Origin of the sequence: Edwardsiella hoshinae NBRC 105699 = ATCC 33379, assembly GCF_000474215.1 — a bacterium.
Taxonomy (GTDB): Bacteria; Pseudomonadota; Gammaproteobacteria; order Enterobacterales; family Enterobacteriaceae; genus Edwardsiella; species Edwardsiella hoshinae.
The window spans coordinates 1-12,910 of the sequence record NZ_BAUC01000047.1; the positions used below are offsets into that span (position 1 = coordinate 1).

10 protein-coding genes and 1 riboswitch are annotated in these 12,910 nt (G+C 57.3%); of the genes, 3 read left to right on the plus strand and 7 right to left on the minus strand.

Annotated elements, in window-relative coordinates; genetic code table 11:
* Positions 1-155: 155 nt before the first annotated feature.
* Together purH and purD are read left to right on the plus strand one after the other, a co-directional pair.
* The gene (purH, locus tag EHO01S_RS16140) at positions 156-1,745 is read left to right on the plus strand and encodes a bifunctional phosphoribosylaminoimidazolecarboxamide formyltransferase/IMP cyclohydrolase (RefSeq protein WP_024524922.1); all 1,590 of its coding nucleotides are present in this window, start codon (positions 156-158) and stop codon (positions 1,743-1,745) included.
* A 45-nt stretch (positions 1,746-1,790) separates the two neighbouring features.
* Positions 1,791-3,074 (plus strand): phosphoribosylamine--glycine ligase, encoded by a 1,284-nt coding sequence (purD, locus tag EHO01S_RS16145; protein ID WP_024524923.1) that lies wholly within the window; start codon positions 1,791-1,793, stop codon positions 3,072-3,074.
* 49 nt (positions 3,075-3,123) lie between these two features.
* On the opposite strand, the gene EHO01S_RS16150 is transcribed toward purD, so the two are convergent.
* The 6 genes from EHO01S_RS16150 to nudC form a co-directional block, all read right to left on the minus strand.
* Complete coding sequence (locus EHO01S_RS16150; protein WP_024524924.1) at positions 3,124-3,771, minus strand: DUF1481 domain-containing protein; 648 nt, start codon at positions 3,769-3,771, stop codon at positions 3,124-3,126.
* A 58-nt stretch (positions 3,772-3,829) separates the two neighbouring features.
* Positions 3,830-4,102 (minus strand): nucleoid-associated protein HU-alpha, encoded by a 273-nt coding sequence (gene hupA, locus EHO01S_RS16155; RefSeq protein ID WP_005280461.1) that lies wholly within the window; start codon positions 4,100-4,102, stop codon positions 3,830-3,832.
* 189 nt (positions 4,103-4,291) lie between these two features.
* Positions 4,292-4,882: a YjaG family protein gene (locus EHO01S_RS16160; RefSeq protein WP_024524925.1), complete on the minus strand. Its 591-nt coding sequence runs from the start codon at positions 4,880-4,882 to the stop codon at positions 4,292-4,294.
* A gap of 84 nt (positions 4,883-4,966) precedes the next feature.
* Positions 4,967-5,665 carry a deoxyribonuclease V gene (gene nfi, locus EHO01S_RS16165; RefSeq protein ID WP_024524926.1) on the minus strand — a complete coding sequence of 233 codons (699 nt, stop codon included), beginning with the start codon at positions 5,663-5,665 and terminating at the stop codon, positions 4,967-4,969.
* 13 nt (positions 5,666-5,678) lie between these two features.
* Positions 5,679-6,743, minus strand: coding sequence for a uroporphyrinogen decarboxylase (hemE, locus tag EHO01S_RS16170; protein ID WP_024524927.1), 1,065 nt, complete (start codon positions 6,741-6,743; stop codon positions 5,679-5,681).
* Between the two features lie 47 nt (positions 6,744-6,790).
* Entirely contained in the window at positions 6,791-7,570 is a 780-nt protein-coding gene (nudC, locus tag EHO01S_RS16175) for an NAD(+) diphosphatase (protein WP_024524928.1), read from the minus strand.
* Positions 7,571-7,724: 154 nt separating this feature from the next.
* A riboswitch (TPP riboswitch) is annotated at positions 7,725-7,840 on the plus strand.
* A 110-nt stretch (positions 7,841-7,950) separates the two neighbouring features.
* Here nudC and thiC point away from each other — a divergent pair.
* Positions 7,951-9,882 (plus strand): phosphomethylpyrimidine synthase ThiC, encoded by a 1,932-nt coding sequence (gene thiC, locus EHO01S_RS16180; RefSeq protein ID WP_035370822.1) that lies wholly within the window; start codon positions 7,951-7,953, stop codon positions 9,880-9,882.
* 101 nt (positions 9,883-9,983) lie between these two features.
* Here the strand turns inward: thiC and rpoC are convergent.
* A partial coding sequence (rpoC, locus tag EHO01S_RS16185) for a DNA-directed RNA polymerase subunit beta' (protein ID WP_024524930.1) occupies positions 9,984-12,910 on the minus strand: 2,927 nt, incomplete at its 5' end.

The window sequence follows — 12,910 nt, forward strand, 5'->3', positions numbered from 1 at the left end:
AAAACCCACGACGGTAAAAATTTGACGAGCTTTACGCAAACGTTTTCGTTAGAATCATCGCGCGCCATAATTCCGCTTCATCCGCAACGACGCCTACTATATAGGTATATAAATAGGCTTACTGCGATCTATTATTGCCGAGGGATATAACCACCATGCAACACAGTCGTCCTGTTCGCCGCGCACTACTGAGTGTCTCCGATAAAACTGGTATCGTTGAGTTCGCTCGTGCGTTACACCAACGCGGTGTTGAGCTGCTCTCGACCGGCGGCACTGCCCGTCTGCTATCAGAGGCAGGCCTACCAGTCATCGAGGTCTCCGATTACACCGGTTTTCCAGAGATGATGGATGGCCGCGTCAAGACCCTGCATCCCAAGATTCACGGTGGGATCCTTGGACGTCGCGACCGCGACGGCGAAATCATGCAGCACCATGCGATTAACCCCATTGATATGGTGGTGGTTAACCTTTATCCCTTCGCCCAAACTGTCGCTCGCCCTGACTGCACCCTGGAAAACGCGATAGAGAATATCGACATCGGTGGGCCGACCATGGTGCGCTCGGCGGCCAAGAACCATAACGATGTCGCCATCGTAGTTAACAACCACGACTTTGACACTGTGCTCGCCGAAATGGACGCTAACCAAGGCTCGCTAAGCCAGACGACGCGCTTCGATCTGGCGATCAAAGCCTTCGAGCATACCGCCGCCTACGACAGCATGATCGCCAACTACTTCGGCACGTTGGTTGCGCCTTACCATGGCGATACCAGCCATCCCAGTGGACGCTTCCCGCGAACGTTGAATATAAATCTAGTGAAAAAGCAGGATATGCGTTACGGCGAAAATGCTCATCAACAAGCCGCCTTTTATGTCGAAGAGCCAGCGCACGAAGCCGGTATCGCTACCGCCCAACAGTTGCAGGGTAAGGCACTCTCCTATAACAACATCGCCGATACCGACGCCGCACTGGAGTGCGTCAAGAGTTTTGCCGAGCCGGCCTGTGTCATCGTGAAACATGCCAATCCCTGTGGAGTCGCTCTCGGCACCGATCTATTCCAGGCTTATGAACGTGCCTACCAGACCGACCCCACCTCCGCCTTCGGCGGCATCATCGCTTTTAACCGCACACTGGATGCCAAGACAGCGCAAGCCATCATCGCCCGCCAATTCGTCGAGGTGATCGTCGCGCCGCGTATCAGTGATGAAGCATTGGATGTTCTCAGCGCCAAACAGAATGTTCGTGTACTCGCCTGCGGTGAATGGGGTAAGGCCAGTCCGGGACTCGACTTCAAGCGTGTCAATGGTGGACTGCTGGTTCAGGAGCGTGATCTGGGGATGGTCGACATGGAGGATCTGCGCGTGGTCACCACCCGCCAACCCAGCCAACACGAGTTGCGCGACGCCCTGTTCTGCTGGAAGGTTGCCAAGTTCGTCAAGTCTAACGCCATCGTCTATGCGCGAGACAATATGACCGTTGGTATCGGGGCCGGGCAGATGAGCCGCGTCTACTCAGCCAAAATCGCCGGGATTAAGGCGGCCGATGAAGGCTTACCGGTCGCTGGTTCAGTCATGGCCTCCGACGCTTTCTTCCCGTTCCGAGATGGCATTGATGCCGCCGCTGCCGTCGGGATAACCTGTGTGATCCAGCCGGGGGGCTCGATTCGCGACGATGAGGTCATCGCCGCCGCCAACGAGCACGGTATTGCGATGATTTTTACCGGCATGCGCCACTTCCGCCACTAATATCAATGCTGCGGGGCACGCTCCGTGGCGTAAAAGGTGACACTCATGAACATTCTGATTATCGGCAACGGTGGGCGAGAGCATGCCCTGGCCTGGAAAGCCGCACAGTCTCCGCTAGCCGAGCGCGTATTCGTCGCACCGGGTAACGCCGGTACGGCACAGGAACCGGCCTTAGAAAATATCGCCATCGCCGCTACCGACATCCCAGCGTTAGTCGACTTTGCCCGAAGCCATCAGATCGATCTGACCATTGTCGGCCCCGAAGCCCCGCTGGTTCTCGGTATCGTCGACGCTTTCCGTGCCGCAGGCCTGACCATCTTCGGGCCAAGCCAAAGTGCTGCGCGTCTCGAAGGCTCCAAGGCCTTCAGCAAAGACTTTCTCGCTCGCCACCATATTCCTACCGCAGCCTACCGTAATTTTACTGAAATCGAACCCGCGTTAGCCTATGTGCGTGAGCAGGGTGCTCCGATTGTGATCAAGGCCGACGGTCTGGCCGCAGGGAAAGGGGTGATCGTCGCCATGAGCATGGATGAAGCCGAGGCAGCGATCCATGATATGCTGGCAGGCAATGCCTTTGGCGACGCCGGGCATCGCATCGTTGTCGAGGAGTTCCTCAGCGGCGAAGAGGCCAGTTTCATCGTCATGGTCGATGGTGAACATGTTCTCGCGATGGCCACCAGCCAGGATCACAAGCGAGTCGGCGACGGTGACCAAGGACCCAATACCGGTGGAATGGGCGCCTACTCGCCTGCGCCAGTGGTCAGCGAGGCGGTACACCAGCGCGTAATGGAGCAGATCATTTGGCCAACGGTGCACGGTATGGCCCAGGAGGGCTCCCCTTATACGGGTTTCCTCTATGCTGGATTGATGATCTCTGATAGCGGAGAGCCGAAAGTCATCGAATTTAACTGCCGCTTCGGTGACCCAGAAACTCAGCCGATCATGATGCGTATGCAATCGGATCTGGTGGCGCTCTGTCTGGCTGGCGCCCAAGGGACACTGGATCAACAGACTTCCATCTGGGATCCGCGAGCAGCGTTGGGGGTGGTATTGGCCGCCGCCGGCTACCCGGGTGACTACCGCCAAGGCGATGTCATTCACGGTTTGACGTCCGGTACGGCTGAAGCCAAAGTATTCCATGCTGGGACGCGGCTGAATACCCAAGGCGAGGTCGAAACCTGCGGTGGACGCGTGTTATGCGCCACGGCATTAGGTGATGATATTGCGCAGGCCCAACGCAACGCCTATCGTTTGGTCGACACACTCCAATGGCAGGGCGGCTTCTGCCGCCGTGACATCGGTTACCGTGCACTACAACGCACACGCTAAAACAGCGACATCCTCGCTCCCCAATGAAGCCGGCCATGAGCTGGCTTTTTTATAACGTTTTGGCCGTTGGCTCCCAGGCGCAAATATCGTGTTGGGTGATCTGCAATAGTTGCGCGCCGGCCGGTGCTGACAACCAAGCGACCCATAACGCGCCGCGGCTGTTTGCCTCACGCCGTGCCAACTGCGCCGCTTGCCAACCAACTAACGGTAGCGGGGCGACCTGGCCATCGCAACGCGTAAAGATACCATCCTGCCAGCGCCCCTGAACCAGGTTGACGCCACCAGCGATCAGCGTGGCGGCCAGATCGCGCGTATGGCGCGCTTGATATTGTGCCTTGGCGACCTCATCAGCACTCGGCATCTCACGCTCATTCCCCTGCAAGCGCTGCATATAGCTCAGCGTCCCCTGCATATCGAAGCGTAACTGTAGTACCTCACCCTGATCTTGCCCACTCTGTTGCAGAATTTGATACAAATACCCAGCCCGGTAACGGTAGTGATCGATCTGAGTCTGCCCTTGGCCCAGCGGACTAAACACACGCATCATGGCCAGAGGCTGCTGCGCGCGCCCTTCGAGGCGCCAGATACGGACAATGCCGCCATCCGCGATATATCCTGTCGCAGCAAAAGGCGGGGACGACGGAGCGGACTGGCAGCCAGCCAATAGCACGACGCTAGCCAATAGCCAGCGACGCATAGACAAAAGGGGCACCATCGCCCCCTCAACTACACCGCTTATTGTGGCCACGCGTTACTTATTTAACGGCGTCTTTCAATGCCTTGCCAGAAACGAACGCCGGTACGTTAGCCGCGGCAATTTTAATCTCTTTGCCAGTCTGCGGGTTACGGCCAGTGCGCTCGTTACGATGATTCACTTTAAAAGTACCGAAACCAACTAATTGTACGGCATCGCCTGCCTTCAGAGACTCAGTAATGGCAGCCAGGGTAGACTCCAGAGCGGCTTTAGCCTGGGTCTTGGACAGATCGGCCTTGTCTGCGATTACATCAATCAGCTGAGTCTTATTCATAAGTTATCCTTACAGTGTGTTTATCGTTTGCAAAGCATCGAGTGCGACGGATATGCCGATTGACAGCACTCTCCTGCATACACGCACCGATAGCCACTTCTTTTACGCCCCCCAAATGTAGAACAAGCGGGGGGCGAATGTGAAGCCTTAGAGGGCGACAAATCAGGTGTTAAATCACGTTTTGCCGTCTTATTGCGCTAATTCGATACCGATATTGCTCACACCCGCCTCACGCAGGTCAGCACGCAGCCCTTTTATCAATTCGAGGTCACGCTCTTCAGCCTCGTTCAGCAGGCGAAAAATCTCCCACTGGATATCCAACTCCTCCTGGATCGCCGGCAGCGATTTCAATTCATCGTCGCTCATCTCACGCCCGGCCTGGGTCATTTCTAACATGCCAACCGTATGTAGCGAGGTCTCGCTCACCGCAATGGCATGTGCCAGCATGTCGCCACCCAGTTGAGCATGCAGCATCTCGCTTAACGCGACGCAAGCATCGATCGCAGGATAGACACCGTACATGTCATAGTCATCGGCGTCGGGGATCACCGCCTCCAACTTCTCCAACTGGCTGTCGAAGTTGATCTTGGCATCCTTCACCGTCAAGACCTCCCAGACCAAATCCAGGATACGGCGATACACCGCTGCGTCGGCAAAACCGCTTTGCCGGCAAAAAGCCTGGTAGTTGGGATACATCCGCTCGCTGAGGCAAGCCATAAAGGTGAGCTGTTGCCAGCTCTCCAACTTCTCCAGACGTTTATGAATGGGATTACGCAGCATGCTGAAGTCTCTCTCGATTATCTGCGGCGCAGTCTAACTGAATTACGGGAAAAACCCTACGATTGCGCCAGATTATAAGAATGTTCACTCCTCTCCCGTATCAGCCTGTTCTGCGGAAAAGGATTGTCTGGCCTGCCAGCGCACAAAGGCGGGCCGACGCGAGGCAATCGCATCGGCCCAGCGGGTCGGCTCCGGTAGGCGGTAGCCGCGCAGACAGCGCTGCACCCAAGCAAGGGCGCTATCACCGCTGACACGGTGCCCACCCGAGATAAACAGTGGGTTACAGCGCGCCTTGCTACGCAGCACCCAACCGATCGGCTCTGCGCCATCCATTAGCGCTGTCGTCGCCCCCGGTATGGCGGCCAAATCGGCGAATTGGCCGCACAGGCGCCGCTTCGCCACACCAATGGTCGGCACATCCGCCAACAGGCCGAAATGACTGGCGATGCCCAAACGACGTGGATGCGCGATACCGTGTCCGTCGACCATCACTAACTGCGGGCGCTGACGCAGTTGCGCCCAAGCCTGTAATAGCGCCGGGTACTCACGGAACGAGAGAAAACCAGGGATATACGGCATCTGCGTGGCGATACGCGCCACCTGGTACTCCACCAGCGTCAACGAAGGATAGCGTAATACGGCGATCGCCGCCCGCGTAACCGCGCCCTCCTGCTCGAACCCGACGTCAGCGCCAGCGATCAGCGATGGCGCATCCCAGCGATCCTCGCGCTCAACCAGCATCGCCTTCGTCAGTTGCTCATCACGTAACGCCTGCATATCCATGCGCTGTGTCCCGTTAACGGTGATATGGCTGGGAAAGACGATGCACCGCCTCAACAAAAACACCAGCCTGCTCGGGCGGCACATCCTGATGGATGCCGTGCCCCAAGTTGAAGACATGCCCCTCTCCCTGGCCAAACCCCGCCAGAATATCGGCGACCTCCTGCTCGATGCGCGCCGCTGGCGCATACAGCATGGAGGGATCCATATTACCTTGCAGCGCCACCCGATCACCGACCCGACGACGCGCATCGGCGATGTCACAAGTCCAATCCAAACCGAGGGCATCACAGCCAGTCTCAGCCATCACCTCCAGCCATGCTCCGCCACCTTTGGTGAATAGCGTCACCGGCACCCGACGCCCCTCACTCTCGCGCTGTAAGCCGTCGACAATTTGATGCATATAGCGTAGCGAGAACTCACGATAATCACGTCCGGTCAGGACCCCTCCCCAGGTATCAAAAATCATTACCGCCTGCGCCCCGGCACGGATCTGGGCATTAAGGTACAGAATGACGCTCTGGGCCAGCTTATCCAACAGCGCATGTAGCGCCACTGGATCGGCATACATCATCTTCTTAATCTTGGTAAAGGCCTTGCTACTTCCCCCCTCGACCATATAGGTTGCCAAGGTCCAAGGACTTCCAGAAAAACCGATCAACGGCACAGCACCTTGTAGGTTACGCCTTATGGTACGTACCGCCGCCATCACATAACCCAGCTCCTGTTCCGGATCGGGGATCGGTAACCGATCGATGTCGGCACGACAGGTAATCGGCCGGGTAAAACGTGGTCCCTCTCCCGCCTCGAAGTAGAGGCCCAACCCCATGGCGTCCGGCACCGTGAGAATGTCCGAAAACAGGATCGCCGCATCCAACGGGAAACGACGCAATGGCTGCAAGGTGACCTCGCAGGCCAGCTCGGCATTCTTGCACAGGGCGATGAAATCGCCGGCCTGGGCACGCGTAGCATTATATTCCGGTAGATAACGTCCAGCCTGGCGCATCATCCAGACCGGAGTCATGTCGACCGGCTGACGCAGCAGCGCACGCAGGTAGCGATCGTTCTTCAACTCGGACATCCTTCGGCTCCTATTATTATTTTATGGCATTGTAACATGTGGTCGACTCATTCATGCTGTGCCCGGCACAGCGCAACGGTGTCCTCGATCAGGCGCCGCGCCACCGTACCAGCCGGGGGTAACTGGGGTAGGCGATCGTAACGATACCACCCCGCCTCCTGTAGTTCTTTGGGATCATGCCGCAGCTCACCGGCAGCATAATCGGCCAAAAAGGCCATCATCAAAGAGTGCGGGAAAGGCCATGGCTGTGAGGCAACATAACGCAGATTCTTAATCTGCAGATTACTCTCCTCCATGATCTCGCGCGCCGCAGCCTGCTCCAACGTCTCCCCCACTTCAACGAAACCCGCCAGCACGGTGTAAATGCCGTTACGGTGACGATTATGGCGCGCCAACAGAATATGGTCATCCCGACGAATGGCGACGATGATACAGGGTGCAATCTGTGGGTAATAGCGTTGTTGGCAATGAGCGCACAGACAGGCCCATTCATGCTGACTGGTCTGCATCGGCTGGCCACAGTAACCACAGAACTGGTGGGAATGGAAAAACTCGGCCAGTTGGACGCCACGCCCGGCCAGTTGGAACAAGCCACGATCGGCGTCGAGCAACTGACGTACGGTGGTCATCTCTCCGTCACGCTGCTGCCGCACTAGCCATACCGCCATTCCCTGCCATTCACCGATACGGTAAGCCATCTGCCCAACCAGTCCCCAGCGTACGGCGCTACCGCAAGGCAATTCTCCCTGAGGTAACCAGATACGTCCCCGGTCGCTGACTACCCACCAGCCGTTATCGGCTTCACATACTTGCTGTGCTACTGCCACCGCCTCGACTCCTTCACGCCACGCTCACCCACGTTCGGCCTATCCAACTGACCCCACGAGGACAAATTATGATTAAACACATTATTAACAATACTTGCAGTTTTCTCACGCGCTCCTTACACTGCCCGCACGCGAGGGCCACCGCCTTTGCCGCACCATCTTGTCGGAGTGCCTAGCTGATACCGAGTATCACAGGCTGAGACCGTTGATTCGGGATCCGCGGAACCTGATTGGGTTAAGACCCACGAAGGGAACAAGAGTAATCGGCACGTTCAGCCATCCCATGGCTTCACGTTTTTTCTATTCATTACTCCTCTCCGAGCTCCAGACAAGCAATTTTTCTCCTATCGCGCCTTATGAGGCAGGAATTTGCTATGTCGATGCCCCCCCTTTCCGATACACCACGTCGCCAACGTCGCCAACGTCGCGCCGAAGCCCAGCGTTTCATCGCTAGCCTACGAGGCGAAGCCTACCCTAACTCACGTCGTATCTACCTCCAGGGCTCACGCGCCGATATCCGAGTGCCACTGCGTGAGATCAGCCTTAGCCCAACTCTGGTTGGCGGTACACCGGAGCAACCACAGTGGCGCGACAACGAAGCGATCGCGGTATACGACACATCCGGTCCCTATGGCGATCCCCAGACACCGATTGCGCTACAGCGTGGATTGCCCGCCATCCGTGCCACCTGGATCGCCGAGCGCGGTGACACGGAAATGCTTACCGAACGCAGCGCCGATTATACCCGCCTGCGTCAAGCCGATCTGACGCTAGAGACACTACGCTTTCCCCAACCTCCCGCCATACGCCGAGCGCTACCCGGTAAACGCGTCAGCCAATTGCATTACGCTCGCCAGGGAATCATCACCCCAGAAATGGAGTTTATCGCTCTGCGCGAAAATATGGGGCGCGAGCGCATCCGTAGCGACGTGCTCCGCCAACAGCATCCCGGCGTCGCTTTCGGCGCCCATCTGCCGGAGAACATCACCGCCGAGTTCGTGCGGGCGGAGGTCGCCGCCGGGCGAGCCATCATTCCGGCCAATATCAATCACCCAGAATCCGAACCGATGATTATCGGGCGCAACTTCCTGGTGAAGGTCAACGCCAACATTGGCAGTTCGTCCGTCACTTCGTCTATCGAGGAGGAGATCGAAAAATTGGTGTGGGCCACTCGCTGGGGCGCCGACACGGTGATGGATCTCTCAACCGGGCGCTACATTCACGAGACACGCGAATGGATCCTGCGTAACAGTCCAGTCCCTATTGGTACCGTTCCTCTTTATCAAGCATTAGAGAAGGTCAACGGCGTCGCCGAGGATCTCAACTGGCCGCTACTGCGCGATACCCTATTGGAACAGGCGGAACAAGGCGTGGACTATTTCACCCTGCACGCTGGCGTGTTGTTGCGCTACATTCCGCTGACTGCCCAGCGCCTAACCGGCATCGTCTCACGCGGGGGAGCCATCATGGCCAAGTGGTGTTTAGCCCATCACCAGGAGAATTTTATTTATCGCCATTTCCGTGAGATCTGCGCCATCTGTAGCGCCTACGATATCGCACTCTCATTAGGTGACGGTCTACGTCCCGGATCGATCCAGGATGCCAACGATGCGGCCCAATTCGCCGAACTGCATACCCTGGGCGAGCTGACCCAGATCGCCTGGGAGTACGATGTTCAGGTGATGATCGAGGGCCCAGGGCATGTACCAATGCAGATGATCCAACGCAACATGGCCGAGGAATTAGCACATTGCCACGAAGCGCCCTTCTATACCTTGGGGCCGCTGACTACCGATATCGCTCCGGGCTATGACCACTTCACCTCCGGCATCGGTGCGGCCCTGATCGGTTGGTTCGGCTGCGCCATGCTGTGTTACGTCACGCCCAAAGAGCATTTGGGTTTACCGGACAAAGAGGATGTAAAGCAGGGACTCATCACCTATAAGATCGCCGCCCATGCTGCCGATCTGGCTAAGGGGCACCCAGGTGCCCAGATCCGCGACAATGCCATGTCGCAAGCGCGCTTCGAGTTCCGCTGGGAAGATCAATTCAATCTGGCGCTCGATCCCTTTACCGCCCGCGCCTACCACGATGCAACGCTTCCTCAAGCCTCCGGTAAGCTAGCCCACTTCTGTTCGATGTGCGGGCCGAAGTTCTGTTCGATGAAGATCTCGCAGGCGGTGCGCGAACACGCCGCGCGTCAAGTCCAAACACAGTCGGAGCCGGCATCAGGTATGGCGCAGATGGCCGAGCAATTTCGTGCCTGCGGCGGCGAACTGTATCTGGCCGATGACGCGACACGCCGAAGCTAAGCACGGCAGGACACGCTCCCCCCTCGTTAACGACGTGCCGCTGTCCAAGCGAAAAAAAACCGCTCCGAAGAGCGGTTTTTTCACACGGTCAGACGAATGACTTATTCGTCATTGCCCCCCAACAGGCCTGCATTCAGCAGTTCTGCCAGGTTGGCGCTGGCCTCTTCCGCGCTCACCTGCGGTGCGGCGGCAGAGTCGGCAGCGCGACGGCGCATACGATCTTGGTGGTAGGCATAGCCAGTACCTGCCGGAATCAGACGGCCCACAATGACGTTCTCTTTCAGACCACGCAGTTCATCACGCTTACCAGCAACAGCCGCCTCAGTCAGCACGCGCGTCGTCTCCTGGAAGGAGGCCGCGGAGATGAAGGACTCGGTCGCCAGAGACGCCTTGGTGATACCCAGCAGATCGCGCATATAGGTCGCGGCGATCTTACCTTCAGATTCCAACTGACGGTTGGCGATCTTGACGCGGGAAACTTCCACCTGCTCGCCTTCCAAGAAGTCAGAGCTACCGGCATTGGTGATGGTCGCCTTACGCAGCATTTGACGCACGATAACTTCGATGTGCTTATCGTTAATCTTAACGCCCTGTAGACGGTATACATCCTGGACTTCGTTAACGATATAACGCGTTACCGCGTTCACGCCACGCAGACGCAGAATGTCATGCGGAGATTCCGGACCATCGGAAATCACGTCGCCGCGTTCAACGCGTTCGCCTTCGAACACGTTGAGCTGACGCCACTTCGGAATCATCTCTTCATAGGCATCGCTGCCATCCAGCGGCGTGATCACCAGGCGACGTTTGCCCTTGGTCTCTTTACCAAAGGAAACCACACCGCTGATCTCGGCCAAGATAGCCGGCTCTTTCGGACGACGGGCTTCGAACAGATCGGCAACGCGCGGCAGACCACCGGTAATATCCTTGGTACCGCCAGATTCCTGGGGAATACGCGCCAGAGTATCACCAGCACTGATGGCGATGCCATCTTCCAGCTGCACGATAGCCTTACCCGGCAGGAAGTACTGCGCCGGCATATCGGTACCCGGCAGCAGCACGTCGTCACCATTAGCATCGACGATACGCAGCGCAGGACGCAGATCTTTACCGCTACCGGTACGCTCCGCGGAGTCCAGAACCACCTGAGAAGAGAGGCCGGTCAATTCGTCGGTCTGACGGGTTACCGTCTGACCATCGATCATGTCGGCGAAGCGCATGTAACCGCTAACTTCAGAGATAACCGGCATGGTATGCGGATCCCAGTTAGCGACCGTTTCACCACCGTTCACCTCGGCGCCGTCACCCTTGGCCAGCGTAGCACCATAAGGCACCTTATAGCTTTCCTTGGTACGACCAAACTCGTCGATCAGCTTCAGCTCGGTGTTACGCGATGTAATCACCAGCTTACCGTCAGAGTTCACCACGAACTTGGCGTTGGTCAGCTTCAAGCTACCTTTGTTCTTCACCTGAATGCTGGATTCAGCCGCCGCACGCGATGCCGCACCACCGATGTGGAAGGTACGCATGGTCAGCTGAGTACCCGGTTCACCGATGGACTGTGCGGCGATAACGCCGATGGCTTCACCCTTGTTCACCAGGTGACCACGGGCCAGATCACGGCCGTAGCAATGGGCACACACGCCGAAGTCAGTTTCACAGCTAACGACAGAACGCACTTTCACGCTGTCGACAGAGTGCTCTTCCAGCAGGTCACACCATTTTTCGTTCAGCAGGGTGTTACGCGGCACCAGAATGTCCGCCGTACCCGGCTTCAAGACTTCTTCCGCAGTCACACGACCCAGAACGCGGTCACGCAGCGGCTCTTTAACGTCGCCACCCTCGATAACCGGGGTCATGACGATGCCGTTGTGAGTACCACAGTCGTCTTCGATAACCACCAGGTCCTGTGCGACATCGACCAAACGACGAGTCAAGTAACCGGAGTTCGCTGTCTTCAATGCGGTATCCGCCAGACCTTTACGCGCACCGTGAGTAGAAATGAAGTACTGGAGTACGTTCAGACCTTCACGGAAGTTCGCGGTGATCGGCGTTTCGATGATGGAGCCATCCGGCTTCGCCATCAGGCCACGCATACCGGCCAGCTGACGGATCTGAGCGGCGGAACCACGCGCACCGGAGTCAGCCATCATAAAGATGCTGTTGAAGGAAACCTGACGCTCTTCCTCGCCGTTACGGTTGATAACGGTTTCAGTAGACAAGTTTTCCATCATCGCTTTAGCCACACGCTCGTTCGCGGCGGCCCAAATATCGATGACTTTGTTGTAACGTTCACCGGCGGTCACCAGACCAGACTGGAACTGCTCCTGGATCTCGGCCACTTCGGCTTCGGCTTCAGCGATGATCTCAGCCTTCTTCGCCGGGATCACCATATCGTCGATGCCGACGGAAGCGCCAGAGCGCGCTGCATAGGCGAAACCGGTGTACATGATCTGGTCGGCGAAGATAACGGTCGGCTTCAGCCCCAGCGCACGGTAGCAAGCGTTCAGCATCTTAGAAATAGCTTTCTTGCCCAGCGGCTGGTTGACGATGGAGAACGGCAGCCCCTTCGGTACGATCATCCACAGGATGGCGCGACCAACGGTGGTGTCGATCAGACTAGTTTCCGGTACCATCTCGCCATCGACATTCTTGCTGTACTGGGTGATACGCACCTTCACGCGGGCGTGCAGCGAGGCCAGGCCGGCACGATAAATACGCTCAGCTTCTTTCGGCCCGTTCAGCACCATGCCTTCGCCTTTAGCGTTCACACAGTCGCGGGTCATATAGTACAGACCCAATACCACGTCCTGGGACGGAACGATGATCGGATCGCCGTTCGCCGGGGACAAGATATTGTTGGTAGACATCATTAACGCACGCGCTTCCAACTGGGCTTCCAGTGTCAACGGCACGTGTACCGCCATCTGGTCACCGTCGAAGTCGGCGTTATAGGCCGCACAAACCAGCGGATGCAGTTGGATGGCTTTACCTTCGATCAGCAGCGGCTCGAATGCCTGGATACCCA

Coding starts and splice junctions, on each gene's coding strand:
- nfi (WP_024524926.1), bottom strand. CDS start 5,665: ATGGATATGCAGGCGTTACGTGATGAGCAACTGACGAAGGCGATGCTG.
- EHO01S_RS16160 (WP_024524925.1), bottom strand. CDS start 4,882: ATGCTGCGTAATCCCATTCATAAACGTCTGGAGAAGTTGGAGAGCTGG.
- purD (WP_024524923.1), top strand. CDS start 1,791: ATGAACATTCTGATTATCGGCAACGGTGGGCGAGAGCATGCCCTGGCC.
- hemE (WP_024524927.1), bottom strand. CDS start 6,743: ATGTCCGAGTTGAAGAACGATCGCTACCTGCGTGCGCTGCTGCGTCAG.
- thiC (WP_035370822.1), top strand. CDS start 7,951: ATGCCCCCCCTTTCCGATACACCACGTCGCCAACGTCGCCAACGTCGC.
- purH (WP_024524922.1), top strand. CDS start 156: ATGCAACACAGTCGTCCTGTTCGCCGCGCACTACTGAGTGTCTCCGAT.
- EHO01S_RS16150 (WP_024524924.1), bottom strand. CDS start 3,771: ATGCGTCGCTGGCTATTGGCTAGCGTCGTGCTATTGGCTGGCTGCCAG.
- hupA (WP_005280461.1), bottom strand. CDS start 4,102: ATGAATAAGACTCAGCTGATTGATGTAATCGCAGACAAGGCCGATCTG.